The following is a 26,157-nucleotide window of genomic DNA, read 5'->3' as shown; positions in this document are numbered from 1 at the left end:
CCCTCGGGGCATGACAGATCCCAGCGCTCCGACCGACCAGATGGAACTGAACGACGGCGTCGCGATGCCGCGCATCGGCTACGGCACCTACAAGGTGGGCGACGACGAGGCCCAGCAGGCCGTCGAGGCCGCGCTCGCCGCGGGCTACCGCCTGATCGACACGGCCGAGATGTACGGCAACGAGGTCGGCGTCGGCCGCGCGGTCGCCGCCTCGGGCGTCCCGCGCGAGGAGGTCTTCCTCACCACGAAGGTCTGGAACGACCACCATGGCGCCGGGCCCGCCCGCGCCGCGCTCGAGGCCTCGCTGGAGCGCCTCGGCACCGACTACCTCGACCTGTACCTGATCCACTGGCCCTCCCCCAAGCAGGGCCTGTACGTCGAGACCTTCGAGGCCCTGCTCAAGGCCAAGGAGGAGGGCCTGATCCGCTCGGCGGGCGTCTCGAACTTCCTGCCCGAGCACCTCGAGGCGGTCAACGAGGCGACGGGCGTGTACCCCTCGGTGAACCAGGTCGAGCTGCATCCGTACTTCAACCAGCCCGAGCTGCGGGCCTGGCAGGCCGAGCGGGGCATCGCCACTGAGTCGTGGGGGCCGCTGGGCCAGCGCACCGGCTCGGTGCTCGCCGAGCCCGCCGTCACGGCCGCTGCGGAGGCGCACGGGAAGACCCCGGGGCAGGTCGTGATCCGCTGGCACCTGCAGCACGGCTGCGTCGTCATCCCCAAGTCCTCCAAGGCGAGCCGCATCGCCGAGAACTTCGACGTGTTCGGCTTCGCGCTCTCGGAGGACGAGATGGCGGCCATCGACGCGCTGGAGACCGGTGTGCGCCAGGGCATCGACCCGGGGAGCAACGAACGCTGAATATCGTGGACGGGGCGGGTGGCCTGGCCACCCGCCCCGTCGCGTCTCGGTGCTGTTCGACTCGCTGTTCGCCGGCGATGCTATTCGACCGGCTGTTCAACCGTGATGCCCGCCGCGAGTCGCCGGAGTTCGGCCACATGGCCGTTGAAGGCCGCCTTCCCCGCGGGGGTGAGGGCGGCCCAGGTGCGGGTGCGTCCGTCCATAGGAGACTTCTTGACCGTGACGTACCCGGCGTCCTCCAGTGCCTTGAGCTGCTTGCTGAGGACCGAGTCGCTGACGCCGAGGGATTCGCGCAGTGCGGCGAACTCGACCTCGTCCGTCGCCGAGAGCATCGAGCAGATCCGCAACCGGTTGGGGGCGTGGACGATCTCGTCGAACCGGGGCTCGATCATGAGGTCTCGCGCAACTCGGCGCGGAGCACGTTGTCGTAGTGGCGGCCCCAGAGCGTCATGGTCAGGGCGACCGCGAGACCGGTGAGCAGTGCGGCCCAGCGGATCTCCAGGCCCATGCTCAACACCGAGCCCGCAATAGTGATCGCGAGGGTGACGGCGAACAGGAGGGCCAGGCTGCGGCGGGCCCTGGGGCCGCCGCCGAAGCCGTTCATCCACACGCCGGTCTTGCGGCGGTAGGCGCTCATCAGGAGGTAGATGCCCACCGCGTAGACCGCGAGCACGCCTATCAGGGTCGGGAACGCGACGCCGATCGTCGCGACGGTGATGAGCCCGCCGACGAGGACGCCGAGGATCGGGTGGTACCACCACGGGGTGACGAGGCGGTCGGCGATGTCGGAACGGGACTCGTCCACGGCGGCGAGGGCGGCCTGGGCTTCTTGGGGGCTCAGTTGACTTTCCATAGCGGAAAGTCTAACCCACGACTTTCCATCGCGTCAAGTCGAGACTTTCCATAACGGCAAGTTTTCGGCGCTGCGATGCTGTGCAATCGCGTGCCAAGTGAGTAGGCTCGCGCGCATGAGCGAACTGAGCACAGCGATCACCATGTCCGGCGGCGCCCAGATCCCCCGCTACGGCTACGGCACCTTCAGGATCGACGACGGCACCGACGTGCGGTCCGCGGTCGCGACCGCCATCGAGACCGGCTACCGGCTCATCGACACCGCGGTCGGCTACAAGAACGAGGCCGGCGTCGGCCAGGCGATCAAGGAGTCCGGCGTCGCCCGCGGCGACATCTTCCTCACCAGCAAGACCTGGGAGCACGGCTACGACGATGTCCGCCGCAACCTCGAGGAGTCCCTCGAACGGCTCGGCACCGACTACCTCGACCTGTACCTCCTCCACTGGCCGCGCCCGCAGGTCGGCAAGTACGTCGAGTCCTGGCGGGCGCTCCTGGACGCCCGCTCGGAAGGCCTCCTCCGCTCGGCCGGCGTCTCGAACTTCACCATCGATCACCTCGACCGCTGCGAGACCGAGACCGGCACGGCCCCCGAGATCAACCAGGTCGAGCTCCACCCGTACTTCAGCCAGCCGGAACTGCGCGCCTGGCACGACGAGCACGGCGTCGTCACCGAGTCCTGGGGACCGCTCGGCCTCCGCGCGGGCGGCCTGTTCGACGAGCCCGCGGTGCGGGCCGTCGCCGAGGCCCACGGCCGCACGCCCGCACAGGTCGTGCTCCGCTGGAACCTCCAGCGCGGCAACGTCGTCATCCCCAAGTCGGTCACCCCCGAGCGCATCCGCGAGAACTGGGAAGTCCTCGACTTCGCCCTGTCCGACAAGGACCTCGCCGAGATCGACGCCCTCGACACCGGCATCCGCCAGGGCGGCGACCCCCTCGAAGTGCACTAGCGAACGTGAACCGGCGGCACCGCAAGGTGCCGCCGGTTCCCCGGCCGTTCAGCGCGCCGAAGCCCAGTGCTTCGACGCAGCTCGGACTAGAAGGCCAATTTCCAGGCGAAGTTCGGGAGATCGTCGGTGAAGAGCTCCTCACCGGTCTCCTTGAACCGGATGTCGCCCACCGGGCTGAAGTCGATCGTGGCCTCGCGGACGTCGGCAGGAATCGTGAAGACCAAGACGAGATCGTCCCAGTACGCGTTGCGCTCAGTCGCGGTCCAGGACATCGGCGCCTCGCCGTCGATCGTGAATGCCCGCTCCCGGTCGAGCTCCCAAGTGATGTCGTTGTACCTGGAGCACCATCGGGTCCTCACCTCTATGAACACCGTGCCTTCCGGCGCCCAACCGCGGTCCTCCAACCACAGCGCCCGGGTCCCCTCTGCATACTCGGTCGAGCATGTGGCCGTCCCGCTGCGGCGCTCGTTGACGATGCGGAAGGGATCATCGTCCTCGAAGCCGCCGAGATTGTATGAGCGCAAAGCAAGGCCGTTGTAGTAGGCGGCGACCGGCTCGACTTGCGCACCGGTGCGCAGGTCGATGCCTTGGGCTCGGTCCGCGTCGGACACCCACAGCACCGCTCGGGCGTCTCGGGGCGCACTCACCACGTAGTGGTCGCTCGAGCGCGGTGCGGCCGCGAGGCTGATCCGCTCCTCGCCGACCTCGATCCAGGAGGCGAGCAACGACGGTTCGGTGGTGTGCTCGGGGCTGTACTCGCTCGAGAGTGCGAGCTGTACGAAGAGGAATTCGGAGCCGTCCTGCGCGGGCGGCACGTGCTCCAGCGCGGGGATCGAGGCGGCCAGGTCCGCCGGCACCTTGGGCGCGCTGAAGAGGCAATCCAGCGAGAACGAGAAGTGGGCGCCGCGAAGGTCCGCCGGTGCGGCGAGGTCGCCGGCGGCGCCGCCCTCCTCGCACCAGGGATCGCCACCGCTCCCGACGATCAGCTCGTAGGGCTCGGTGCGCAGGAAGGAATCAGCGTCGGCACTGCCGGCGGCCGTGAGTGAAGCCGCTGCCAGGAGCGGCAGTGCGGCGAGGGCGAGTATGCGGGGCATCGGCGAGGGGTCCTTTGGGGATACGGTGCTCGGCGGCGTCCAGGGGACACCGCCGAGCACGGCGAGCTGTCGAGACAGGTCAGGTGAAGGTCAGTTCCCGTTCGCTGGGTTCGGGGGTGTCGAGGAAGGCGTAGTCGTCCCCGTCGACAATGTTCTCCAGGTCGCCGACCGGGGTCAGGATCAACTTCAGGGATTCGCTGTTCTCGGGGACGCTGAAGACGGCGGTGTACCGGAGCGTGCCGCCCGTATCGGGAAGTTCCTCGGCGCTCATGGAGAGCGGCGCGAGGGGCTCGCCGTCCGGCTGCGCCGCCAGCGATGCGTCCGGGTCGAGGTGCCAGATGAGATTGTCCTCGTAGGTGCACCAGTTGAACGTCACTTGCAGGAAGACCGACCCTTCCGCAGCCCAGCCCAGGTCCTCGCGCCAGACGCTCCGGTCGCCTTCGAGGAAGTCGCTGTGGCAGGAGAGGTCCCAGGCCTGGGCGTCGTTGAGCACCGTGACCTCGGCGGCGAAGCTGTCGCCTTGGACCACGTTCGTGGCAAGCCCGTTGTAGTAGGCGGCGACGGGTTCGACCTGCTCGCCCGTGCGCAGGTCGAGGCCCTGGGCGCGGCCGTCGTCCTCGATCCACAGCACCGCACTCTCACCGGCGGGGACCGTGAGCGCGAGGAAGTCGCCGGGGGCGGGTATGGCGTCCAGGTCGAAGCGCTCGTCGCCGGACTCGATCCACGCGGTGACCTGGGACGGGTCGTCCTCGAACTCTGCGGCGTAGTTGGGGCCCAAGGCGATCTGGTTGACCAGGATCTCCGTGTCGTCGGCGAGCTCCGGCAGTTCCGCGAGCTCGGTCGCGTGATCTGCGGCCTCCTCGGGCATGGTCGTGCCCTCGAAGTGGCACAGGATCGAGAGCCCGAAGTGCGGACCGGTGAGGTCGGCCGCGCCGCCGAGAAGCCAGGAGTCGTCGCCGTTGGCGCACCAGGCGGTGTCGGTGGCGCCGGTGACGAGCTCGTGTGCGTCGGTCCGCTCAAGGAAGGGGATGGCCGAGCATCCGGTGGCGGTGAGCGCCAATGCGGCCAGTGCGATGAGGGGTTTCATTGTGTTGTTGTGTGATGGGGGCACACCGGGACCCTAGACGATTACCTCTGGTGATGACTCAATAGACGGTCACAATCTGCGATTCAGCCGATACCATGGCGAACCGCCCACAAGGCGGCCTGCGTGCGGTCGGCGGCGCCGATGCGCCGCAGGAGGTTCGTGACGTGCGTCTTCACGGTCTTCTCCGAGACGCCGAGGGCGCGGGCGATCTGGCGGTTGGTCTGGCCCTTGGCGATGAGGCCGAGAACCTGGCTCTCGCGCGGCGTGAGGGACGGCGCCGACGGACTGCTGCCGTTGCCGTTCATCAAGCCGCGCATGGCGACCGGCGACAACAGGAGCTGTCCGGCGTGGACGGTGCGGATGGCGCTCGCCAGCGCGTCGGGGTCGATGTCCTTGTACACGAACCCGGCCGCGCCGGCGGCGATGGCGTTCGGGACGCGTTCGGCGTCGGTGGCCGAGGTGAGGACCAGCACGCGGGGGGCGTCGTCCTGGTCCAGGCGGTCGAGCACGCCCTGGCCGTCGAGGCCCGGCATCTTGAGGTCGAGGAGGACCACGTCCGGGCGCGTCTCCTCGATGGCGCGCAGGGCCTCCTCGCCGTCGCCCGCTTCGCCGACGACGGTGAAGTCGGCTTCGAGTTCGAGGTAGCCGCGCAGGCCGCGGCGGACCACGGGGTGGTCGTCGACGAGGAGGAGTCGGATCTCAGTCACGGTCGGCCTCTTCGGGGTCGGCGGGGTCCTCGAGTTCGAGGGTGACGACGGTGCCTTCGCCGGGGGCGGTCTGCAGGACGAGGTCGCCGCCGAGTGCCTTGGCGCGTTCGCGCATCGAGAGGAGTCCGAGGCCGCGGGTGGCGGCCTCGGCCGCGTCGAAGCCGCTGCCGTCGTCGGCGATGGTGATGCGCTCGGTTTCGACGGTGACGGCGACATGGCGGGCGCGGGCGTGGCGGAAGGCGTTGCTCAGGGCCTCCTGCACGAGCCGGAGCACCTCGACCTCGCCGTCGCGCGAGAGGTCCACTGGGGACCGGACTTCGAAGGTGACCTCGGTGTCGTGCAGGCGGTCCAGGAGCGTGACGTGCCGCCGGAGGGTCTCGACCAGGCCGTGCGCGTCCAGGTCGGCGGGGCGCAGTTCGACGATGACGGCGCGCAGTTCGGCGATGGCCTCGGCCGCGAGCGTCTCGACCTCGCCGAGGCGGTCTGCGGCGGCCTCAGGGTCGGTGGGGGCGAGTTTGCGGGCGGCCCGCGCGGAGAGCCGCAGGGAGAAGAGTCGCTGCATGACCGCGTCGTGGAGTTCGCGGGCGAGCCTGTTGCGCTCCTCGACGACGGTGAGCTCGCGGCTGCGTTCGTACAAGCGGGCGTTGGTGATCGCGATGGCCGCGTGGGAGGCGAGCAGTTCGATCAGTTCCGTGTCGGACTCGCTGAACCCGGGTTTGCCGAGGTCGTTGGTGAGCACGACGATGCCGATCGTGCGCAGGCATTCGGTGCGGGTGCCGAGATCCGGAGCGCAGTCGCGGATCGGGACGCCGAGCAGTGCGGCCATGGTCGGGTGCGCCTTCGGCCACCACTGGAAGCGCGGGTCCCGGCGCAGGTCGTCAAGGCGGATCGGCTCGCTCTCGGCGAGGATCGCGGCCAGCATCCCGTGCTGGCGCGGAAGGGGGCCGATCGCGAGGCGCTGCTCTTCGCCGATGCCGTCGGTGATGAACTCGGCGAACCCGCCCTCGTCGTCGGGGATGCCGATGGCGGCGTAGTCCGCGCCCACGAGGCGGCGGGCCGAGGAGACGATCACCTCGAGCACCTGGTGCACGGACAGGTGCCGGGTGATCGCGCCTACGGCCGCCGACACCTCGTGCAGCAGGGCGGTCGCCGCTTGCGCGGGATCAGCGTTCTCGGAGGCGGTCACGCTGCCAATCTAGTCCACCCGGCGCCGTCCGGGCCTCGGTCGCTGGTCCTAGGACCAGCGCCGCAGGCGCGACCGCGACCTCGGCCCGATGCGCCCGGCCCGCTCCGGAAATAGCGTGGGGCCATGAGTGAAGCACCGCTGCCGCAAGTCGACGACCGCACCGCCATCGTCACCGGGGCCTCCGCGGGCCTCGGCGAAGCCCTGGCCGAACGCCTCGCCGCCTCCGGCTGGAACCTGATCCTGACCGCCCGCGGCGAGGAGCGCCTGGCCCGCGTCGCCGAACGGCTCGACGCCCGCTACCTCGCCGGGGACGTGACCGATGCCGTGCACCGCAAAGCGCTCGTCGCGCTCGCCGGAGGCCGGCTCGACCTCCTCGTCAACAACGCCTCGACACTCGGCGAGGTGCCGCTGCCGCACCTGGCCGAAGCCGACCTGACCGTGTGGCCGCGCCTGTTCGAGATGAACGTGTGGGCCCCGATGGCCTTGGCGCAGCTGGCACTGCCTGCGCTGCGCGAGCGCGGCGGGGCGATCGTCAACATCTCCTCCGACGCCGCTACCGGGCCGTACGCGACATGGGGCCCGTACGGGTCGACGAAGGCCGCCCTCGACCAGCTGTCGAACGTGCTCGCCGCCGAGGAGCCGGCCGTCGCGGTCTGGGCGATCGACCCCGGCGAGATGGCCACGGCGATGCTCGCGGACGCGGTCGGCGAGGCCGACGCCGCCGAGGCCGACCCGCCCGCGCTGGCCGCCGCGGCGATCTACTCGCTCGCGGGCGCCCGCTGGTGCACCTGCGAATGGCAGGCCCCTGAGAGCGGCCGGTACGCGGCCCGCGACTTCGACAAACTGCACCGGCACACCCATGAGGAGGCGAGGGCATGAGCACGACGTTGACCTCCCCGTTCGAGTTCGCCCTGGACGCCGCCCTGGAGGCGGTCCAGCCCGCCGAGGCGCGCGGCACGTCCCGCTCCGACGTGCGGCTCCTGGTGTCGGACAAGGCGAACGGCGATATCCGCCACCACCACTTCGAGGACCTCCCGGCGCTCGTCCGCCCCGGCGACCTGCTCGTGGTCAACAACTCCGCGACCCTCCCGGCGGCCGTGCCGACCCGCCAGGGCCTGCGCGTCCACTTCTCGTCCACACGGCCGGACGGCTCGTGGCTGGTCGAGCTGCGCGACCGGGACCGGCCGTTCCTCGCCGAGGTCCCCGGCGGGATCGTGGACCTGCCCGGGAAGGTGCCGCTGCGCCTGGAGCGGCGGTTCGGCAAGCGGCTGTGGGTGACCCGGCCCGCGATCGAGTCGGTGCCCGACTACCTCGCGCGGTACGGCAAGCCGATCAGGTACTCCTATGTGGACCGTGACCAGCCGCTGAACGCCTACCAGACCGTGTTCGCGACGGTGCCCGGCTCGGCCGAGATGCCCAGTGCGGCAAGGCCCTTCACGACGGAGATCGTCACGCGCCTGGTCTCGGCCGGGGTCGGGATCGCGCCGGTGACCCTCCACACGGGCGTGGCCTCGCTGGAGAGCGACGAGGACCCGTACCCGGAGTGGTTCGAGGTGAGCGCCTACACGGCCCGGAGTGTGAACGCCGCCAAGGAGTCCGGCGGCCGGGTCATCGCGGTCGGCACGACCGCGGTGCGGGCGCTGGAGAGCGCGGTGGTCGAGGGCGGCGTGGCCGCAGCCTCGGGCCACACGGATCGGATCATCTCCCCCGCGAACCCGGTCGAGGCCGTCGACGGCCTGCTCACCGGCTTCCACGAGCCGCGCTCGACCCACCTCTCGATGCTGGAGGCCATCGTCGACACGGACCTGCTGCGCGACTCGTACGCCGCGGCGATCGAGGCCCGGTACCTGTGGCACGAGTTCGGCGACGTCCATCTGATCGCATGAGGCGCGGCCGGCCGTGCAAGCGGCACCGCGGCGACCGCGACGTCAGGCTCCTGTGGACGGCTACGGCCTGCCTCTCAGGTGCGTTCTGGATGCTCCAGATCAGCGTGGCCCTCCATGTGCTCGCGGTCGCCGGGACCGCGGCCCTCGCCGCGGTCCAACTGGCCGGCGTCCTCCCTGCGCTGCTGCTCACGCCGGTGGCGGGACTGGCGGCGGACCGGATGCGCCTGCGCCCCCTGCTGCTGTGGGCCGTGACCGCGCAGACGGCCGCGGTCGCCGCCATGGCCGTTGCGGCAGCGGCGGGGAGCATCGCGGCGCTCGCGGCCTGCTATGCGGCGCAGAGCTTCGCGATGGCGTTCTGGCCCGCGGCCCGGCAGCAGTGGCTGTACGGCCTCGTCGCACCGGAGTCGCGCCAGCGCGCGAACGCGGCGTTCGGGTCGATCGGCGGGATCATGACGATCGTCGGCGCGATCGCCGCCGGTCTCGTCTCGGCGTGGTCGCCGGTCGCGGCGATCGGCGGATCTGCGGCCCTCATGGCCGGCGGCGCGGTGCTCATGGCCGGAGTCCGCGAGACCGCCCCGGTCAAAGCGGCAGCGACAAGCGAGCGACTGCACACCCGCGTGCGCGCCTTCGCGGCCGGTCTCCGCGAGGGCTTCGGCGCCACCCGGCGCTATCCGCTCGCCCGCTCGGTGATCTGGATCGGGATCGCCTGGGGGTTCATCGGCGGCGGCTACTCGGTGATGCTCAGCGGCCATGTGGTCGAGGGCCTCGGCGGCGACGCCGCGACCGTGGCTGCCGTGTTCGTCTGCGACGGCCTGGCGGTCCTGGCCGGAACCGTCCTCGCGGGCCGTCTGCGCCGCTCGGCGCACCTCCCGATATGGGCTTTCTGCTATGCGGTGCAAGGCCTCGCGTGGGCGGGGTTCTTCGCCGCCCCCGGTCTGGCCGGTGCCGTGTCCTGCCTGGCGGTGATGCGCCTCGCCAGCGGCATCATCATCGCCCTGGACACGACGATCCTGCTGGAGACCGTCCCGGCCGAGTTCCGCGGCCGGGTCACCTCGATCCACGTGACCACCTACAGCGCCACAGCCCGCCTCTCACTGGCGGTGCTCGGTGCGGCCCTCGGCTGGGCCGCCCTCACCACCCTCGGCATTACCGCCGGACTGCTCGCAACGGCCACTGGTATCGCATGGTGGCTCTTCGCGGGCAGGCGAGCGCAAGCCGCGTACCGTGAAGCCGCTATCGACCCGGCATTACCCAGGCCAGCAGCACCCCGGTGGCCCTCCAAAACCAGGACAGCCCACCGGCTGGTCTCGCAAGGGCCGTGGCCGAGTGACACCGGAACTCATTGCGGCTCCAGCACCGGTCTCGACGTCCGTGCAATGCAGGCAGATGGCCAGAGGCTTATGTCGTAGTCTGCTTACCACCATCTCGTTCACCTACACGGATTCCGTATCCCTGTACGTACCTCAATTATCCGCGCTACAACCTCGATCGTCATCACCCACAAGCGTGGAGAACACTCATCTTCCGCGCCGCCCCTACCCGATCAGGCTGCGTCCCAAAGACAATGCCCCAGACCGCGCCCTATCCGGACCCGCCACCCGACGATCCGGCCCCGCCCCCGCTTCCTCGTCGCCGCCCGCCTGAACGCCGACCCGACAAGACCGCGATGCCGTGGCACTGCCCCGCCCCCGCCTCCTCGCCGCCGCTTTGGCCGCGGGGCCATCCGCGGTCCGCAGGCCGAACGGATCGCATCAGTACCGAGCAACACCCGGCGCCGAACCGCAGCAGTACCATCAGGTACGTGGCAAAACGTTTCGGGCGTGATCGTGATTTCTCGGAGGCCGACCTCGGGCTCGGCGGCGGCGCGCAGCGCAAGCGCCGGCTCGTCCCGGACACCCCCGGGGTCGCAGTCTTCACTGCGCTCGTCACCTTGGCGCTCGCCGTGGTGCTCTTCATCGTGGCCCTGCCGGGCGAAGAGCGGGTGCTCGTCTACGACGGCCACGAGGTCAGCGCCACCGCGATCTGCGAGACCACCGGGCCCGACGGCGAACCCGTCAAGGGCGCATGTGCCGAGCTCGGCGAGTTCGCAACGCGCGAGACGGGCTGGGTCGTGCCCGCCGCCATCGCGGCGGGCGTGCTCGCGGCATTGGCGATCGTGGTCCTCGCCGGGGTTCCCGCCCAGGTCAGAGCCGCTCGCAAGGAGCAGGAGACCGCGCGGGAGTTCATGTCCGACGAGGACCGGGGCCAGGCCCGCTAGTCGACGTAGATGTCGGGCTGGAAGTCTTCCTGGCCCGGTACGACCGCGTAGCCGGAGAGGTCCGTGATGCCCTCGGCGGCGAGCACGTCCTCCACCATCACCGCGTTGCCGGTGTAGTCCTTCGGATCCTTCGCGAGGATCGCCAGCGCCGCGTCGGCCACGATCTCGGGTTTGCGGCTGCGGTCGAGCATCGGCTGCCCGCCGAGGGCGAACGCGACGGCAGCGGTGGCGATGGTCGTCTTGGGCCACAGGCAGTTCGCGGCCACGCCCGGTTCGGTCTCGGACGCGCCGAGGGTCATGATCGTCATGCCGTACTTGGTGGCCGTGTACGGCCCGCCCGCGAACCACTTGGGGTCGGTGTTCAGCGGTGGGCTGATGGTGAGCAGGTGGGCGTGGTCGGAGCCGCGCAGGTACGGGAGGGCGGCGCTGATGGTGGCGAAGGTGCCGCGCATGTTGACGCCCGTGATGAGGTCGAACTTCTTCAGGCTGAGCTCGCCGATGCCGGTGAGGTCGAGCGCGGAGGCGTTGTTCACGCAGATGTCGAGTCCGCCGAACGCGGCGGCGGCGGTGTCGACGGCCTCGCCCACGGATTCGGCGTCGCGCAGGTCGCCCACGATCGGGAGGGCGTGCCCGCCCGCGTCCTCGATGAGCTTCGCGGTCTCGTAGAGGGTGCCGGGGAGTTTCGGGTGGGGTTCGCCGGTCTTGGCGAAGAGCGCCACTTTGGCCCCGGCCGCGCCGAGCGCGACGGCGATGGCCGCGCCGATGCCGCGGCTGGCGCCGGTGACGAACGCGGCCCGGCCGCTCAGGTTCGGCGTGGTCTCTGCTGGCGCTGTGATGGCTGGCTCCATTGCTCTGCCTCCAAGTGTTCGGTGTCACCCGAATACTACTAGTCAGTAACTTCAGGCGGAAGGCCGCTCGCCGCGACACTCCGAAGGACCTCCGTTCCATAGCTGAACGCCAGCTGAGAGCGCGTCCAGAACTCCCCTGGAAACGCCGCTGAACCCTTTCAGTGCCGCAGAGGGTGCAATAAGCTGGCCGAACGATGCGGGTGCGCGGACAACCAACCGGGGCCCGGCACGAGTACTGAGGAGCGGTGGATGACTTCGACCAGCGGGCCAGCCGGGGCTACACCGCCAGCGGTGCCGCTCAGGGGCGACGGGTCCCCGGCGCGGCTTCTCGTAGTGGATGACGAGGAGAGCCTGGCCGACCTGCTGGTCGAAGCCCTGTCCTTCCAGGGGTACGACGTCACCGCCGCCCGCTCGGGCACCGAGGCGCTCGCCTCCCTCGAGAAGGTGCGCCCGGACCTGGTCATCCTCGACGTCAACATGCCCGGCCTCGACGGGTTCGGCGTGGCCGACCGGATGCGCGCCTCCGGCGACGAGACCCCGATCATCTTCCTGACCGCCCGCACCGCCCCCAGCGACCTGCGCGACGGCTTCGGCTCCGGCGGCGACGACTACCTGATGAAGCCGTTCCGGCTCGAAGAGCTGTCCCTGCGCGTCTCGGCCGTCCTGCGCCGCACCATCGGCAAGGAGTCGGCCTCGACGCGCGGCGGCGACACGGTCGCCGTCGCCGACCTCATCCTCGACCTCTCGGCCCACCAGGTGACCCGCGACGGCAAGACGATCGACCTGTCCCCCACCGAGTTCCGGCTCCTGCGCTACCTCGCGGCGAACACCGGCCGCGTAGTGTCCAAATCGGAGCTGCTGCGGCAGGTCTGGGGCTACGACTTTGAGACTGAGTCCAGCCTCGCCGAGACGTACGTGTTCTACCTGCGCCGCAAGCTCGACAAGCTCGGCCCGCGGCTCATCCACACCGTCCGCGGGGTCGGCTACATGCTGCGCCCGCCGCAGGCCTAGCCCGACATGGCCATCAGAACGAAGATCGCCGCGGCCATGGCGGTCCTGCTCATCGTCGCGGTGAGCATCATCGGGTTCGTGACCGTGCAGACCGTCTCCGGCCACCTGATCGACCAGCTCGACCACAAGCTGCACGGCGTGCTGGAGCAGGGCGGCATCCGCTCGGCCCCCGGCAGCGCCGCGACCGGCGCAGTCCCCTACAACGAGTTCGCGGTCCTGGTCTTCAACGAGTCCGGCCAGATCATCGACGGCATGGCCGCCGGCTACAAGGACAGCCCCTACCCGCTGCCGGGCATCACCTCACCGCCCGATGCGAGCGGGTACTCCATCGTCGACAGCACCGACGGTGACATGACCTACCGGGCCGTGACCCTGGCCGACGAGAAACTCAGCTACAACGGGATCCCCGGGACCTACACGATCGTCGTCGCCACCTCCATGGAAGGCGTCGAGGCCACGATCGCGACCCTGACCAAGACCGTCCTCATCACCGGATTCGTCGTCGGTGCGCTCGGCATCCTCATCGCCTGGGCCATCACCCGCAGGGGCCTGCGCGTGGTCGACCACATGGTGGCCGACGCCGAGCACGTCGCCTCCGGCAACCTCGAACACCGCATCACCGCCGCCGACCCGCGCACCGAGATGGGCCGGTTGTCCTTGGCGCTCAACCGGATGGTCTCGCGCCTCACCGACGCCATCACGCAGCGCGACCGCCAGCACGAACGCCTGCGCCAGTTCGTGGCCGACGCCGGCCACGAACTGCGCACCCCGCTCACCGCGATCGGCGGCTACGTCCAGCTCTACGAATCCGGGGCCACGCCCCCCGGCGAGAAGCTCGACCGGGCCATGAGCCGCATCGGCAGCGAGAACGCGCGCCTCGCGAAGCTCGTGGACGACCTCATGGTCCTCTCCCGACTCGACGAGGAGGTGGGCGGCGACCGCGAGCTGGTCGAGCTCACCCAGCTCGCGCAGGACGCCGTGGACGACGCCGAGGTCGCCGACTCGACGCACCCGATCAGCCTGACCGCGCGCGAACCGCTCACGGTCGTCGCGAACGAGGGCCAGCTGCGGCAAGTGCTGGTGAACCTCCTGACCAACGCCCGCGTCCACACCCCGCGCGGCACCGCCATCGAGGTCTCGGTCGCCGAGAACGCCGGCTGGGCCGTCCTGCGCGTCCACGACCACGGCCCCGGCATCCCCGCCGAGCACCGGCAGAAGGTCTTCGACCGGTTCTACCGGGCCGACCCGTCGCGCTCGCGCGCCACCGGCGGCTCCGGGCTCGGACTCTCCATCGTGTCGTCCATAGTGGCCGCGCACGGCGGCGAGATCCGCCTCGACAGCGAACCCGGCCAAGGCACCACCATCGAGGTACGCCTGCCGATCGCGCGGCTCGAGTAGCCCGCGAGCGCCCCGGCCCCTGTCCCAGGAGAAAGCACTCGGGGTCTACACCGAGTCCCTTACGCGAGCGCTCGGGCTCTACACAGTCCCTCGCGCGAGCGCCCGGGCTCTACACAAAGTCCCTCGCGCGAGCACCCGGGCTCTACACAAAGTCCCTCGCGCGAGCGCTCGGGATCACCAACGGGGTCCCGGACTCGGGGTCGTCGATGATCCGGCAGGGCAGGTCGAAGACCTGCTTGACGGTCTCGGCGGTCACGATGTCGGCCGGTGCGCCCTCGGCGACCACTTCGCCCGCGCGCATCGCGATGAGGTGCGTCGCGTAGCGGGCGGCCTGGTTGAGGTCGTGGAGGACCGCGACGAGGGTGCGGCCCTCGTGGTGGAGCTTCGCGCACAAGTCGAGGACCTCGATCTGGTGCGTGATGTCGAGGAACGTGGTCGGCTCGTCGAGCAGCAGCAGCGGCGTCTGCTGGGCGAGGACCATCGCGATCCACACGCGCTGGCGCTGGCCGCCGGAGAGCTCGTCCACGCCGCGCGCGGCGAGCTCGCTGATGTCGGTGGCGGCCATGGCCTCGGCGACCACGCGCTCGTCCTCGGCCGACCACTGCTTGAGGATGCCCTGGTGGGGGTAGCGGCCGCGCGCGACGAGGTCGGCGACGGTGATGCCGTCCGGTGCGATCGGGGACTGCGGGAGCAGGCCGAGGCGGCGCGCGACGGCGCGCGTGGGCTGGGAGTGGATGTCCTTGCCGTCGAGCAGCACGCGCCCGGCGGAGGGCTTCAGCATGCGCGCCAAGGCTTTGAGCAGGGTGGACTTGCCGCAGGCGTTGGGGCCCAGGATGACGGTGAACTCCCCCTCGGGGATGTTCACGCTGAGGCCTTCGCTGATGGCGATGCGGCCGTAGCCGATGGTGGCGTCCTCTACGACCAGTGGACCTGCGGTCACGACATGACCCCCTTCTTGCGTTGAGCGATGAGCAGCCAGATGAGGTAGCCGCCGCCGACGACGCCGGTGACGACCCCTGTGGGCAGTTGGCGGTCGCCGAGCCCGGCGACCGCGACCATGTCGGCACCGGTCACGATGAGGGCGCCGATGATCGCGGAGAGCATGAAACTCCTGGTGGAGCCGGTGAGGCGGGCCGCGATGTGCGGCGCGGCGAGCGCGACGAACGCGAGCGGCCCGGCGACGGCCACGGCCCCGGCGGTGAGGATCGAGGCGGTGACGAGCGCGGCGACGCGGGTCCCGGTGACGCGCACCCCGAGCCCGGTCGCGCTCGCTTCGCCAAGGCGCAGGGCGTCGAGGCCGCGCGACAGGAGCGCCACGTTCACCGCGCCCGCGAACAGCACGACGGCGACGACGGCGGCCTGCTCCCAGTTGCGGCCAGAGAGGTCGCCGGTGAGCCAGTACACCGCCCGGAACGCGTCCACAATGGTGGTGCGGGTGAGGAGATAGCCGTTGACGCCCGCGAGGATCGCCGCGACCCCGATGCCCACCAGCACGAGCCGGTACCCCGAAGGATCGCCGCCGCGCGTCAGCGACCAGATGACCAAGCCGGTGGCGAGCGCGCCGAGCGCCGCGAATCCCGCGGTGAGCTCGAGCGTGGCGTCGGTGAGGATGATCGCGATGAGCGCCCCGGAGGTCGCGCCCTGGGTCAGGCCGAGGATGTCGGGGCTGCCCAAGGGGTTGCGGGTGAGGTTCTGGAAGAGCGCGCCGGACAGGCCCATGCACGCGCCCACGGCGAGGCCCGTGGCGAGGCGCGGGAGGCGCAGTTCCCACAGGATGAACTCGTCGCCCTTGGTGCCCTGGTCGATCAGGGCGGCCCAGGTCCGGTCGAGGCCGAGCGCGGTCGAGCCGGTCGCGGCCGACCACAGGCTCACGGCGATGAGGATCGCGAGCGCGCCGAGGATCGCGGCGATCGTGCGGTGGCGCAGGCGGATCGAGGCTGCGCCGATGCGCAGGATCGTCGATCCGGAAGTCAGGGTGCTCACAGCCGGGCCACCTTTCTGCGGCTGACCAGGTAGAGGAAGAACGGGCCGCCCGCGACGGCGCACACGATGCCCACCTGCACTTCAGCGGGGCGCGCGACGACGCGGCCGAGGACGTCCGCGGCGAGGAGGAACACCGCGCCCGAGAGCATCGAGTACGGCAGGACCCAGTTCTGGTCGGGCCCGGTGAAGGACCGGACCACGTGCGGCACAACCAGACCGACGAAGACGATCGGGCCGCACACGGCCGTCGCCGTGCCGGCGAGGACCGTGATCGCCAGGATCCCGGCGACGCGGAGCACGCGCGGGTCGACGCCCAGCCCCGTGGCGGTCGCGTCCCCGAGGGCGAGGGCGTTGAGCGGCCGGGCGAGGAGCACCCCGCCCGCGGCGGCGATGCCGATGAGCAGCACGACCGGCAGCATCGGCGCGACGTGCGCGTTGACGAGCGAACCGACCGACCAGAACCGCATCTGGTCGAGCGTGGCCGCGTCCATGAGCTGGACCGCCGAGACGTACGCGTACCCGGCGGCGGTCACGGCGGCACCGGCGAGCGCGAGCCGCGCGGGGGTCGCGGTCGCGGCTCCGGCGATGAGGTACACGGCGACGGAAGCGACGGCCGCGCCGAGGAACGCGAAGGCGATGGTCTGCCCGAAACCGAAGGAGCCGATGAAGAAGGAGGCGGTGACGACGGCGGCGGCCGCGCCGGTGTTGACGCCGAGGAGGCCGGGGTCGGCGAGCGGGTTGCGGGTCATGGCCTGCATGAGCGCCCCGGCGAGGCCGAGGGCGGCACCGGCGGCGAGGCCGAGCACGGTGCGGGGCAGGCGCAGCTCGGTGACCACGGGGTAGGACTCGGAGCCGGAGTCGGTGAGGCCGTCCCAGACCTGGCCGAGGTCCATCGCGCGGGACCCGACGGCGACGCTCAGCACCGCGAGGGCGGCCAGGAGCGCGACGAGGACGAGGAGGCCGAGGACTCGGCGGGCGGTGCGCGAGGGCGGTGCGGCACTGCCCTCGTCCCGTGTCGAATCGAGCGCCGGAGCCTGCTCCCTGGCGCTTTGGGCGGTTGACAAGTGCGGTCTCCGGAGGGATAGTGGCTGCGGTTTTGTTTAGGCTAACCTAACCCCGACACCCCTGCCATCGTCGCTCTCCCTCTGAAGGAGTTCCCCGTGCCACTCCGCGCCCGCCCCGTGCTCGTTCCCGCCGGTCTCAGCCGCCGCGGCCTCTTCGCCGCCGGCGGCGGCCTCGGCGCCGCTTCGCTGCTCGCAGCGTGCGGCTCCGAAGAGGAGCCGGCCACCGAAGGCGACGGCGCGTCGGGCTCGTTCAGCTTCCTCGACGAGCGGGACCAAGCCGAGGTCGAGCTGGCGAGCGTCCCGACCACAGTGGTCGCGTTCACCGGTCTCGCTGCGGCCCTGTACGACTACGGCGTGGAGGTCGCGGCCGTGTTCGGGCCGACGACGCTCGCCGACGGCTCCCCCGACATCCAGGCCGGGCGCATGCCCGTCGAAGGCCTCGAGGTCCTCGGCAACGCCTGGGGCGAGTTCGACGTCGAGAAGTTCGCGCAGCTGAACCCCGAACTCATCGTCTCGCACTACTACGAGGGCTTCGACCTGTGGTTCGTGCCCGAGGAGCGGCTTGAGGAGGTCCAGGCGCTCGCGCCGGGCATCGGCATCGAGGTCTCCGAGCCGACCATCGACGAGATCATCGACCGCCATGCGGCCCTTGCGAAAGCGCTCGGCGCGGACCTCGAGTCGGAGCAGAACGCGTCCGGAGTGGAGCGGTTCGGCAGCGCCGCCGGCGGCGTGGCCGCGGCGGTCGCCGACAAGCCGCTCAAGGCGGTCGCGGTCGGCGCGTGGCCTGACGGGCTGTACATCGCGAACCCGCCCACCTTCAACGTGCTCGCCAAATGCGTCGAGCTCGGCGTCGACTTCGTCGTGCCCGAGAACCCCGACCAGAACAACTACTGGGAACTGCTGTCCTGGGAGAACATCGACAAGTACGAGGCCGACGCGATCTTCCTCGACATCCGCACCGGGAACATCGCGCCGGAGACGCTGCTCGCGGACTACCCGACCTGGGCGGCGCTTCCTGCGGTGCAGGCCGGGCAGGTGTACGGCTGGAACGGCGAGCCGGTGTACTCGCACATCGGCGGCGCGGTCGAGCTGGAGCGGATCACCGAAGGGCTCGCCGCGGCGCAGCCCCTCGCGTAGCCCCCTAGCCGCGGGGCCAGTGGCTGACGCCACGTGAGGACCCCAGCTCAGCGAACCGGAATCGCATTAGGTTAGCCTAACCTTCGATCGGCCGGGCCGCGTGCGCGAGCCGTTCGCAGTCCGGCCCTCACCACCCCTTCACGAAGGAGACACCACATGGCTTTCGATGCCGACAGCGTCAAGATCGGCCGCCGCGGCCTGCTCGCGGGCGGCAGCGCCCTCGGACTGACCGGCGTGCTCGCCGCCTGCGGATCGGGCGACGACGCGGACTCGGGCGAAGCGGCCGAGTCGCAGCCCTGGGAGTTCACCGACGACCAGCCCGCCACGGTCGCGCTCGACCAGACGCCCACCAAGATCGTCGCGTTCACCGGCATGGCCGCCGCGCTGTACGACTTCGGCATCGAGATCCCGGCCGTCTTCGGCCCCACCACCAACGAGGACGGCTCCGCCACCACCCAGGCCGGGAACCTCCCCGTCGCCGACCTCGAGGTCTTCGGCAACGTCTACGGCGAGTTCGACGTCGAGGCCTTCGCCGCCTACGGCCCCGAAGTGCTCATGACGTACTACTACTACGACCCCGCGAGCCTGTGGTACGTGCCCGCGGAGAGCCAGGCCGAGATCACCGGCCTCACCGAACTCACCGCCCTCAATGTGGACGACGGCGCGAACACGCAGGACCAGGTCATCGCCCGCCACGCCGAGCTCGCCGCATCCCTCGGGGCCGACCTCGACTCAGAGTCCAACGCCGCCAACAAGGAGCGGTACGACGCCGCCGTGGAGGCCCTCAAGGCCGCGGCCGCCGCGAACCCCGTGCGGGTGCTCGCCTGCGCCGCCGCCGCGGAGACGTTCTACGCCTCCAGCCCCCTCATGGGCAACGACCTGCGGTTCTTCACCGAGCTCGGCGTCGACCTCATCATCCCGGACGCGCTCGACGAGGCCAGCGGCGGCTACTACGAGATCCTCTCGTGGGAGAACGTCGACAAGTACGCCGCGGACGTCCTGCTGCTCGACAACCGCGTCCAGTCGCTCCAGCCCGACCAGCTCACCGAGTACCCGACCTGGGCCGCCCTCCCGGCCGTCCAGGCAGGGCAGATCGTGGGCTGGGAGGCCGAGCCGATGTACGGCTACGGCCTCGCCGCCGCCTCCATCGAGGCCCTGGCCACCGCGATCCAGAACGCCGCGAAGCTCTCCTAGAGACCCGCGACTGAAGACTGCAGAGTGAGCAGGGGCGGACCGTTCGGTCCGCCCCTTCGTTGTGCGCTGTGCTACCTGATGTCGATCGTGATCACCGAGGGATCGTGGTCGGAGACCCCGTAGTCGCCGTAAGCGGGCTCCTCGCCGAACTCGTAGGCGTCCGCCGGGTAGTCCGCGTTGATGTGCGCGGACACCGCCGACTCGACCTCGCGCATGAGCCGCGGCGAGACGAACATCTGGTCGAGCGTCTGCGTCTGCCCCATGAACGTGTAGGAGTACGCGGCCTCGGGCTGCTCCTCCACCATGTAGTCGTACATGCTCGAGAGACCGGAGTCCTCATAGAGGGCCGCGAGCTGGTCGGACGGGCCCACCCAGTCCCCGGCGATCGTCTGGCCCTCGGCGAACGGGTCGTCCGGGCGCGGGAAGACGTTGAGGTCGCCGCCGGCCAGGACCTTCGCCTTGCGGTCGTGGTCGAGGATCGCCGAGCTGATGGCGGCCAGGTAGTTCGCCTGCTCGGTGCGGTGCAGCACGCGGGTGTTCGGGACCGAGGAGAAGTGGTTGTTGATCAGGAAGATCTCCGAGGCCTTGAAGCCCCACTTGTCCTTGAGGTGGAACTTCGCGACCTGCGACGGGCGGCTGTACACGTCGAAGCCGTTGCAGGCGTAGACGCCCGAGCTCGTGCACTGGTCGATGACCTCCTGCGGCAGCGCCGCGTTGAGGGCCTTCGGGTTCTGCACGTCGGCGTTGATCGCGTCGGCCTCGGTCGGGTACTCGATCGCCGGCGCCGCGCCGAAGACCGGGTCCCAGCTCTTCACCTTCGAGAGCCCGGCCAGCTTGGGCTGGTACAGGAAGCCGGTCATGATGCCGCGGGTGTCGGCCGAGTCGAGGTCGCCCACGGCCGTGTAGACGGGGCCGCCGTTCTCGGCGATGACGAGCGCGAGCTCCTGGATCGAGTCCGGGGCGCCGTCCCCGCCGGTGTTGGCGTCGCCGGTGTTCACCAGGTCGCACACGAGCCGGTCGGCGTCGAGGTCCGAGCGCTTCGTCCACGCGGGGTTGACCGAGCAGACGTCCTGGGCCTCGCCCTCCTGGGTCATCAGGATCGCGGGGCTGTGCAGGTCGTTCATGATCTGCCCGGCCTGGCGCAGCAGCTGCGCCTCGTACTCCTCATGGGAGGCCGGCACGTAGTTGAACGGCGGCCTGACGTTGCCCTCGGGGTCCTCGGCGTCGGTGCAGCCGGCGTTCCCGGTGAAGTCGCAGCCCGAGTTCGGGTTGTCGCGGAAGTCGTAGAGGTTCTCGATGTTGTACGAGGCGATCACGGCCTCGTTCCGGCCCGCGGGCTCGACCGGCTCGTTCTCGGCCGGCTCGAGCCCGCCTTCGAGCGCCAAGTCGTTCGCGACCTGGATGCCGTACTTGCCGAACGAGAGGTACACGCCGCCGGTGTTGGCCTCGGTGATCACATCGTAGGTCTTGGCCGGGGCGATGATCGTCTCGTTCGTGCCCTCGGTGGCGCGGATGCCCATGTCGCCCATGACGAACAGGTAGCCGTTGCCGTCGTCGAAGTGCCCTTCGACGGTGTCGAGCGGGTGCGCGTCGCGGTAGGCGCGGGAGGCGTAGCCGTCCTGCTGGGCCGCTTCGCTGTCGCCGCGCATCGCCCAGACCTCGCCGCCGCTGGAGTACACGTCGCGCCCGGCGGTCACCACCGAGTCGGCGGGAACCGTGAGCTGCATGCCCAGGTGGCGGCGGAAGTACTCGGTGGAGGCCTTCGCGTCGTTCGGCGGGTCGACCTCGACCTGCTCGACTTCGGCGAGCGGGTCCAGACCGGACTCGACCACGTCGTAGACGAAGGTGGAGCCGCCGCTGAACTGGACGTTCCCGAAGTAGTTGCCGACCACGGCGCGCACGACGATCTCGTCGCCCGCCTTCACCGTCCAGTTCGCGCCCAGCTCGGCCTGCGCGGGCGAGCCGTTCAGCGTGCGGACGGTGGTGAACTTGTTGTTGAAGACGTAGATGCCGTCGGAGGAGAGCGGGTCGCCGTCCGTCGCGTCGGCCTGCTCCTGGATGAAGAAGCCCCGATTGCCGTTGGCCTCCATGGTCAGCTGCGTGACGACGCCCTGGACGTACACCGTCTGGCCGGCCAGGGGCGAGGTGAAGTCGGTGTCGCCGTCGGCGATCGAGCCCTGGACCGCACCGATGTGCACGATGTCGATCTGCGCGGAGGCGGATGAGGCGAAGAGGAAACCGGAGGCGCCGACGATGACCGCGCCCGCGGCCGCCGCCGCGAGCCGGGCTCGACGTCTGAGGGAACGCACAGGAAGGCTCCAATGCTGTCGAACGGGACCTCGGCGCGAGGGCGCCTGAGGCGAATGATGGGGGCGGTCTTCACTCAACCGCAACAGCGGGTCGAAAGCAAGACTTCAGAGTGAATTCCTCGTATCATCCCATGTCTATTTCGCCAGGGGGACCGGCGGCGGCCGGTCCCCCGCGAGACCCTATGCGGCCGTGAGGCGGTAGACCGCTCCCGCGCCGTCGGCCGCGAGCTCCGAAGTCATCAGGTAGACCTCGCCTTCCGCGTCCACGTCGATCGACCAGAGCCGCCCTTGCAGCGGTGCCTCGTCGGGGAAGGGGAGGTCCAGTTCCTCATGGCTCCAGCGGCCCTCCCCCGGCTCGGCGACCATGACCGCACCGGCCCAGTCGATGACGATCGCCTTCCCCGCGAACTGCGGCAGCTCACTCCCCCGGTAGATCACGGCCCCCGCGCAGATCGCTCCGGTGCCGTACTCGACGACGGGCGGAGTGAAGGGCTCGGTGCAGATCGGCCGGGGCTCGGCGGCGTCGTTGTCGTAGCAGCTGTCCTCGACGATGTCCTGCGGGTAGCCGAAGTTGGCGCCCGGGGCGGCGAGGTTCACCTCCTGGGACTTGTCCGTCCACATCGGTTCGGGAATGAGCAGGCCGACCTCAGCGTCCCAGTGGATCCGCCAGGGGTTGCGGTGCCCGTAGGTGTACACCTCCGGGGCCCCCGCAGTGCCGTCGGCGAAGGGGTTGTCGGCGGGGATCGCGTACGGGTCGCCGGTGGCGCTGTCGACGTCGATGCGGATCACGCTGCCGCGCAGGTCGAACGGGTCCTGGGCGAAGTCGCTGAAGGTGGGGGCACCGAGCCCGAGGTAGAGCAGGCCCTCGTCGTCGAAGGCCATGTGGCCGCCGACGTGCTCCTTGCCCCCGTGGTGGCGCAGGATGACCCGCTCGGAGGCGCGGTCGAGCGCGGCCCCCGTGGCGTCCACGGTGAACTCCGCGAGTACGCCGGTGATGGCGGTGTGCTCGGTGGCGTCCGCATCCGCGTCCACGGTGTAGTACACGAGCACCCGGCCGTTCTCGGCGAAACCGGGGTGGGGCGCGAAGCCCGAGAGGCCGAGTTCGGGACTGCCGGACCGCTGGACGACATCGGTGAGGTCCAGGAACGGCTCGGCCAGGATCTCGCCGTCCTTCAGGACGTTGATGCGCCCGACCTGGTCGCCGATGAGGAGGCGGCCGTCGCCGAGGTCGGCGAGGTCGTTGGGGAAGGCGAGGCCGTCGGCCACGAGTTCGAGGACCGGCACCGGCTCGGGCTCGGGTTCGCTAGGGGCGCAGGCGGTCAGACTGAGCAGGGCCGCCGCGGCGGCCAAGGGGGCGGAACGTCGCAAGTTGACTCCAGTGGCAACGAAGGGCTGTGGGAGCGCTCCACAAGGCGCTGGGTTCCATCGTCCCACGCGACGAAGGGGGCGGGCCGCGAAAAGCGGCCCGCCCCCTGTCCCGATCCGTCCCGGTCAGCCCCGGTAGCGGGGGGTGTAGTAGTCCGGCACCTCGACATCGCCGAAGTCCATGTCCGAGCCCAGGTAGAAGCTCGGGTACTGCGGCTGGTTGTAAGTGGTCTGCTGGTTCGCCACGCCGACCCGGTACTGCGGGTCGTGCATGAGCGTGAACAGCTTGTGGTCGGTCACCTCGGTGGAGACGAAGACGCGGATCGCGCTGGAGTCGGCGGTGCGCACCAGCAGCTCCTCGCGCCAGTCGCCGAGCACGTCGGCCACCAGGCCCGGGTTGCCCTTCGTGTAGTTGTTCGTGAGGGTCCCGGCCGCGTCCAGGACGACCCCGTCCTGGTAGTCGCGGATCGTGGTCTCCTCGACCGTGGCGGCGTCGGCGCCGTGCACGAGCTGGGTCGTCAGGTCGGCGTCCCAGCGGATGCTCATGTTGGTGCCGGGGGTCGGCCCCGCGTACGGCTGACCGGTCGCGGTGAACACCCCTTCGGAGGCCCCGCCGGGCGGGAGCGAGGCCCAGGCCTCGAAGCCCGGGACCGACGGGTCGATGTCGCCGACCATGCCGCGTCCGGTGTCGCGGCCGGTGTAGCCGCCCCACAAGACCTCGCCGGTTTCGGCGTCGCGCATCGCGTACCCGTACGGCGCCCACGCGCCGCCTTCGTGGACCGTGAAGATCTCCAGGCCCTCGCGGTCCGGGTCGAAGTCGCCCACGTGCTCGGCGTCGCCGTGGCCGAGCTTCGCGAGCGTGCCCGGGTTGTTGGCGTTCGGCGGCATCGTCGCGTACGAGGAGTACAGCAGCGAGCCGTCGTCGTCGAGTGTCGCAGCGCCGTAGACGATCTCCTGCTTGCCGTCGCCGTCCACGTCCGCCACGCTCAGCGAGTGGTCGCCCTGCGTGGTCAGCGTGCCCCACTCAGGGTCGGGTCCTTCGACGCCGTGCGGACCGTCGTTGAACGGGTTGGACATCGGGGCGTGGCCGGAGTCGGCCAGCCAGCGCTGCTCCAGGTTCCTGCCGTCCCAGTCGATCGCGGTGATCGTCGCGCGCGTGTAGTAGCCGCGCGCGAAGATCGCCGTGGGGTGCTCGCCGTCGAGGTAGGCGACGCCCGAGAGGAACCGGTCGACGCGGTTGCCCGGCTCGATGCGGCCCATGGCGTAGTCGCCCCATTCGAGGCCGTCGTCGCCGCGCTGCACCGGGAAGTCGATGGTGTCCATCTCGAGTCCGGTGCGGCCGTTGAACACCGTCAGGTACTCCGGTCCGGTGAGGACGAATCCGGCGAAGTTGCGCAGCTGGTTCCGGCTGGAGCGGGAGGGCGCGTAGACGTCGATGAAGTGGTCGGCGAGCGCTTCGGCGTCCTCCTGCGCGAGCGGGTAGGCGAAGTCGAACTGCTCGTCGGCGCCGAGCGCGGCCTCGATGGTCGCGGGCCAGTCGCCGTTGACGACCTCGGGGTGCTCGTGCCAGTCCATGAAGATCTGCACGAGGTGGTCGTAGTACCCGGCGGCGGAGAGGCGGTAGTCGTCCTGGTGGGTGACGCCCGCTGCCACATCGTCCTTGGGGAGGGTGATGAAGCGTTCCTTGTCGCGCACGTAAGAGGTGGACTTGCTGCCCGGGGCGGTCTTGAGCATGACCTCCGAGATGCCGTCGCCGTCGTAGTCGTACACCTGGAACTGCGTGTAGTGGGCGCCGGCGCGGATGTTGACCCCGGGTTCGATGCGCCAAAGGAGCTCGCCCTCCTGGGTATACGCGTCGATCATCACCGGGCCGGTGTAGCCGACCTGGGAGACGTCCTTCGAGTTCGAGGGGTCCCACTTGACGATGTACTCGTAGTCGCCGTCGCCGTCGAGGTCGCCGGGGCTGATGTCGTTGGCGCGGTAGGTGTACGCCTCGCCGGCGGGGGTGACCCCGTCGGCGGGCTTCTGCAGCGGGATGTCCAGGTATCCCTCGGACCAGGGCGTGACCTCGTCGGAGATGTCGGTGGGCCAGCCGCGCTTGACGGCGACGACCCGGTACTCGGCGTCGGCGTCGCCGCCGGTGTCGAGGAAGTTGGTCGAGTCGGTGACGGTGGCGATCTTCTTGCCGTCCCGGTAGACCTTGAAGTTCGCGCCGGTCAGGCCTGAATCGTTATAACCGGTCACCTCACCGGCGAGCAGGCGCCAGCTGAGGAACACGCCGTCGTCCGTCACGGCCGCGACGAGGCCGCGGTCGAGCCGTTCGAGCTGGATGTCGTCATGGCGGCCGCCGCCGTGCGCCTGCGCCGAGGCGGTGACCCCGGCCCCGGCGAGCACGCCGACGAGCGAGGCGGCTACGACCTTGCGAAACATGGAGGGAGGACTCATGAAGGGGCTCCTCGAAAGCGCGTGAGGCCTGCGAAGACGCGTCGAAGTCTTGGAGGGGACGCGCTCAGACCTCAATTGAAACGATTTAACGCATCGAAGACTATCGACCTCATCCCCGCCTGTCAAGCGCTTCCCAAACCCGCCCCCTGTGACCGCCGGTACGCCCGACCCCCCACAAGGCTCCCCCGCAACAGACTCCGGTACAGTTATGCCTCGTCCCGGTCGATTAGCTCAGCGGGAGAGCACTCGCTTCACACGCGAGGGGTCACTGGTTCGATCCCAGTATCGACCACCACGTAAAACGCCCCGGCCATAGAGCCGGGGCTTTCGCATGCAGAGCCAAATCCAGGGCCGATCGCCTGTTCAACTGGGCTCTTTCAAGGCCTCCCCTTCGGGCAGTTCAACGCCCTTTGCGATGACCGGTCGAGGCGCGGGGGGGCGGGGGCGGTGGTGGGCCCGCCGCCCCGGGGCGATAAATAGCCAAACGAGAGCGGGGAGAGGTACAGCGGGGGGGGGGGGGAGGGGGTGGGG

At 70.2% G+C, this 26,157-nt stretch carries 23 protein-coding genes and 1 tRNA gene; 11 read left to right on the top strand and 13 right to left on the bottom strand.

Going from position 1 to position 26,157, the window contains the following annotated elements; translation table 11 throughout:
* The first annotated feature begins 10 nt into the window (after positions 1 to 10).
* Positions 11 to 856, top strand: coding sequence for an aldo/keto reductase (locus AB0I03_RS16585; RefSeq protein WP_360413170.1), 846 nt, complete (start codon positions 11 to 13; stop codon positions 854 to 856).
* Between the two features lie 80 nt (positions 857 to 936).
* On the opposite strand, the gene AB0I03_RS16580 is transcribed toward AB0I03_RS16585, so the two are convergent.
* A complete protein-coding gene (locus tag AB0I03_RS16580) occupies positions 937 to 1,248 on the bottom strand; it encodes a transcriptional regulator (RefSeq protein WP_360413167.1) in 312 nt (103 codons plus the stop codon).
* On the bottom strand, positions 1,245 to 1,709 hold the full coding sequence (locus AB0I03_RS16575) for a hypothetical protein (protein WP_360413164.1): 465 nt from the start codon (positions 1,707 to 1,709) through the stop codon (positions 1,245 to 1,247). The genes AB0I03_RS16580 and AB0I03_RS16575 overlap by 4 nt, the downstream gene beginning before the upstream one ends.
* 115 nt (positions 1,710 to 1,824) lie before the next feature.
* On the opposite strand from AB0I03_RS16575, the gene AB0I03_RS16570 reads away from it, so the two are divergent.
* Positions 1,825 to 2,655 (top strand): aldo/keto reductase, encoded by an 831-nt coding sequence (locus tag AB0I03_RS16570; RefSeq protein ID WP_360413161.1) that lies wholly within the window; start codon positions 1,825 to 1,827, stop codon positions 2,653 to 2,655.
* 86 nt (positions 2,656 to 2,741) lie between these two features.
* Here AB0I03_RS16570 and AB0I03_RS16565 read toward each other — a convergent pair whose 3' ends face one another.
* The 4 genes from AB0I03_RS16565 to AB0I03_RS16550 all read right to left on the bottom strand — a co-directional run bounded on the left by AB0I03_RS16565 (position 2,742) and on the right by AB0I03_RS16550 (position 6,729).
* Positions 2,742 to 3,749, bottom strand: a complete 1,008-nt coding sequence (locus AB0I03_RS16565; protein ID WP_360413158.1) for a hypothetical protein — start codon at positions 3,747 to 3,749, stop codon at positions 2,742 to 2,744.
* A gap of 79 nt (positions 3,750 to 3,828) precedes the next feature.
* A complete protein-coding gene (locus AB0I03_RS16560) occupies positions 3,829 to 4,836 on the bottom strand; it encodes a hypothetical protein (protein WP_360413155.1) in 1,008 nt (335 codons plus the stop codon).
* An 83-nt stretch (positions 4,837 to 4,919) separates the two neighbouring features.
* On the bottom strand, positions 4,920 to 5,543 hold the full coding sequence (locus AB0I03_RS16555) for a response regulator transcription factor (RefSeq protein ID WP_360413152.1): 624 nt from the start codon (positions 5,541 to 5,543) through the stop codon (positions 4,920 to 4,922).
* The gene (locus AB0I03_RS16550) at positions 5,536 to 6,729 is read right to left on the bottom strand and encodes a GAF domain-containing sensor histidine kinase (RefSeq protein ID WP_360413149.1); all 1,194 of its coding nucleotides are present in this window, start codon (positions 6,727 to 6,729) and stop codon (positions 5,536 to 5,538) included. Before AB0I03_RS16550 ends, AB0I03_RS16555 begins: the two co-directional genes overlap by 8 nt.
* Before the next feature lie 123 nt (positions 6,730 to 6,852).
* Between AB0I03_RS16550 and AB0I03_RS16545 the strand changes: the two genes are divergently transcribed.
* The 4 genes from AB0I03_RS16545 (at position 6,853) to AB0I03_RS16530 (ending at position 10,872) form a co-directional block, all read left to right on the top strand.
* On the top strand, positions 6,853 to 7,608 hold the full coding sequence (locus AB0I03_RS16545) for an SDR family NAD(P)-dependent oxidoreductase (protein WP_360413146.1): 756 nt from the start codon (positions 6,853 to 6,855) through the stop codon (positions 7,606 to 7,608).
* A complete protein-coding gene (locus tag AB0I03_RS16540) occupies positions 7,605 to 8,615 on the top strand; it encodes an S-adenosylmethionine:tRNA ribosyltransferase-isomerase (RefSeq protein WP_360413143.1) in 1,011 nt (336 codons plus the stop codon). The genes AB0I03_RS16545 and AB0I03_RS16540 overlap by 4 nt, the downstream gene beginning before the upstream one ends.
* Positions 8,612 to 10,024: an MFS transporter gene (locus AB0I03_RS16535; RefSeq protein ID WP_360413141.1), complete on the top strand. Its 1,413-nt coding sequence runs from the start codon at positions 8,612 to 8,614 to the stop codon at positions 10,022 to 10,024. Before AB0I03_RS16540 ends, AB0I03_RS16535 begins: the two co-directional genes overlap by 4 nt.
* 392 nt (positions 10,025 to 10,416) lie before the next feature.
* Positions 10,417 to 10,872: a hypothetical protein gene (locus AB0I03_RS16530; protein WP_360413138.1), complete on the top strand. Its 456-nt coding sequence runs from the start codon at positions 10,417 to 10,419 to the stop codon at positions 10,870 to 10,872.
* On the opposite strand, the gene AB0I03_RS16525 is transcribed toward AB0I03_RS16530, so the two are convergent.
* The gene (locus tag AB0I03_RS16525; protein ID WP_360413135.1) at positions 10,869 to 11,720 is read right to left on the bottom strand and encodes an SDR family oxidoreductase; all 852 of its coding nucleotides are present in this window, start codon (positions 11,718 to 11,720) and stop codon (positions 10,869 to 10,871) included. The genes AB0I03_RS16530 and AB0I03_RS16525 overlap by 4 nt on opposite strands.
* A 249-nt stretch (positions 11,721 to 11,969) precedes the next feature.
* Between AB0I03_RS16525 and AB0I03_RS16520 the strand changes: the two genes are divergently transcribed.
* On the top strand, positions 11,970 to 12,731 hold the full coding sequence (locus AB0I03_RS16520; RefSeq protein WP_360413132.1) for a response regulator transcription factor: 762 nt from the start codon (positions 11,970 to 11,972) through the stop codon (positions 12,729 to 12,731).
* Positions 12,732 to 12,737: 6 nt separating this feature from the next.
* A complete protein-coding gene (locus tag AB0I03_RS16515; protein WP_360413129.1) occupies positions 12,738 to 14,129 on the top strand; it encodes a HAMP domain-containing sensor histidine kinase in 1,392 nt (463 codons plus the stop codon).
* A 142-nt stretch (positions 14,130 to 14,271) separates the two neighbouring features.
* Here the strand turns inward: AB0I03_RS16515 and AB0I03_RS16510 are convergent, their stop codons facing one another.
* Genes AB0I03_RS16510 through AB0I03_RS16500 form a run of 3 tightly spaced genes read right to left on the bottom strand, consistent with a single transcriptional unit; the run spans position 14,272 to position 17,176 of the window.
* A complete protein-coding gene (locus AB0I03_RS16510; RefSeq protein WP_360413126.1) occupies positions 14,272 to 15,069 on the bottom strand; it encodes an ABC transporter ATP-binding protein in 798 nt (265 codons plus the stop codon).
* Positions 15,066 to 16,112 carry an iron chelate uptake ABC transporter family permease subunit gene (locus AB0I03_RS16505; RefSeq protein ID WP_360413123.1) on the bottom strand — a complete coding sequence of 349 codons (1,047 nt, stop codon included), beginning with the start codon at positions 16,110 to 16,112 and terminating at the stop codon, positions 15,066 to 15,068. The genes AB0I03_RS16510 and AB0I03_RS16505 overlap by 4 nt, the downstream gene beginning before the upstream one ends.
* Positions 16,109 to 17,176 carry an iron ABC transporter permease gene (locus tag AB0I03_RS16500; RefSeq protein WP_360413120.1) on the bottom strand — a complete coding sequence of 356 codons (1,068 nt, stop codon included), beginning with the start codon at positions 17,174 to 17,176 and terminating at the stop codon, positions 16,109 to 16,111. Before AB0I03_RS16500 ends, AB0I03_RS16505 begins: the two co-directional genes overlap by 4 nt.
* Positions 17,177 to 17,272: 96 nt before the next feature.
* On the opposite strand from AB0I03_RS16500, the gene AB0I03_RS16495 reads away from it, so the two are divergent.
* Positions 17,273 to 18,313, top strand: a complete 1,041-nt coding sequence (locus AB0I03_RS16495; protein ID WP_360413117.1) for an ABC transporter substrate-binding protein — start codon at positions 17,273 to 17,275, stop codon at positions 18,311 to 18,313.
* A gap of 156 nt (positions 18,314 to 18,469) precedes the next feature.
* Positions 18,470 to 19,507, top strand: coding sequence for an ABC transporter substrate-binding protein (locus AB0I03_RS16490; RefSeq protein WP_360413114.1), 1,038 nt, complete (start codon positions 18,470 to 18,472; stop codon positions 19,505 to 19,507).
* Positions 19,508 to 19,578: 71 nt separating this feature from the next.
* On the opposite strand, the gene AB0I03_RS16485 is transcribed toward AB0I03_RS16490, so the two are convergent.
* The 3 genes from AB0I03_RS16485 to AB0I03_RS16475 form a co-directional block, all read right to left on the bottom strand.
* The gene (locus AB0I03_RS16485; RefSeq protein ID WP_360413111.1) at positions 19,579 to 21,816 is read right to left on the bottom strand and encodes a hypothetical protein; all 2,238 of its coding nucleotides are present in this window, start codon (positions 21,814 to 21,816) and stop codon (positions 19,579 to 19,581) included.
* 180 nt (positions 21,817 to 21,996) lie between these two features.
* On the bottom strand, positions 21,997 to 23,184 hold the full coding sequence (locus AB0I03_RS16480; RefSeq protein ID WP_360413108.1) for a PQQ-dependent sugar dehydrogenase: 1,188 nt from the start codon (positions 23,182 to 23,184) through the stop codon (positions 21,997 to 21,999).
* 123 nt (positions 23,185 to 23,307) lie between these two features.
* Positions 23,308 to 25,626, bottom strand: coding sequence for a rhamnogalacturonan lyase (locus AB0I03_RS16475; RefSeq protein WP_360413105.1), 2,319 nt, complete (start codon positions 25,624 to 25,626; stop codon positions 23,308 to 23,310).
* 220 nt (positions 25,627 to 25,846) lie between these two features.
* Here AB0I03_RS16475 and AB0I03_RS16470 point away from each other — a divergent pair.
* Positions 25,847 to 25,921, top strand: a tRNA-Val gene (locus AB0I03_RS16470).
* Positions 25,922 to 26,157: the final 236 nt, after the last annotated feature.

It is taken from the genome of Glycomyces sp. NPDC021274, from assembly GCF_040641195.1.
GTDB lineage: Bacteria > Actinomycetota > Actinomycetes > Mycobacteriales > Micromonosporaceae > Glycomyces.
The sequence above is the reverse complement of the archived record's forward strand: the minus strand, read 5'-3'. Positions and strand labels throughout refer to the sequence as shown.

What these genes read in the sequence shown, in the direction of transcription:
- AB0I03_RS16585 (WP_360413170.1), top strand. Translation starts at nt 11, where the DNA reads ATGACAGATCCCAGCGCTCCGACCGACCAGATGGAACTGAACGACGGC.
- AB0I03_RS16580 (WP_360413167.1), bottom strand. Translation starts at nt 1,248, where the DNA reads ATGATCGAGCCCCGGTTCGACGAGATCGTCCACGCCCCCAACCGGTTG.
- AB0I03_RS16575 (WP_360413164.1), bottom strand. Translation starts at nt 1,709, where the DNA reads ATGGAAAGTCAACTGAGCCCCCAAGAAGCCCAGGCCGCCCTCGCCGCC.
- AB0I03_RS16570 (WP_360413161.1), top strand. Translation starts at nt 1,825, where the DNA reads ATGAGCGAACTGAGCACAGCGATCACCATGTCCGGCGGCGCCCAGATC.
- AB0I03_RS16565 (WP_360413158.1), bottom strand. Translation starts at nt 3,749, where the DNA reads ATGCCCCGCATACTCGCCCTCGCCGCACTGCCGCTCCTGGCAGCGGCT.
- AB0I03_RS16560 (WP_360413155.1), bottom strand. Translation starts at nt 4,836, where the DNA reads ATGAAACCCCTCATCGCACTGGCCGCATTGGCGCTCACCGCCACCGGA.
- AB0I03_RS16545 (WP_360413146.1), top strand. Translation starts at nt 6,853, where the DNA reads ATGAGTGAAGCACCGCTGCCGCAAGTCGACGACCGCACCGCCATCGTC.
- AB0I03_RS16540 (WP_360413143.1), top strand. Translation starts at nt 7,605, where the DNA reads ATGAGCACGACGTTGACCTCCCCGTTCGAGTTCGCCCTGGACGCCGCC.
- AB0I03_RS16535 (WP_360413141.1), top strand. Translation starts at nt 8,612, where the DNA reads ATGAGGCGCGGCCGGCCGTGCAAGCGGCACCGCGGCGACCGCGACGTC.
- AB0I03_RS16525 (WP_360413135.1), bottom strand. Translation starts at nt 11,720, where the DNA reads ATGGAGCCAGCCATCACAGCGCCAGCAGAGACCACGCCGAACCTGAGC.
- AB0I03_RS16520 (WP_360413132.1), top strand. Translation starts at nt 11,970, where the DNA reads ATGACTTCGACCAGCGGGCCAGCCGGGGCTACACCGCCAGCGGTGCCG.
- AB0I03_RS16515 (WP_360413129.1), top strand. Translation starts at nt 12,738, where the DNA reads ATGGCCATCAGAACGAAGATCGCCGCGGCCATGGCGGTCCTGCTCATC.
- AB0I03_RS16490 (WP_360413114.1), top strand. Translation starts at nt 18,470, where the DNA reads ATGGCTTTCGATGCCGACAGCGTCAAGATCGGCCGCCGCGGCCTGCTC.
- AB0I03_RS16475 (WP_360413105.1), bottom strand. Translation starts at nt 25,626, where the DNA reads ATGAGTCCTCCCTCCATGTTTCGCAAGGTCGTAGCCGCCTCGCTCGTC.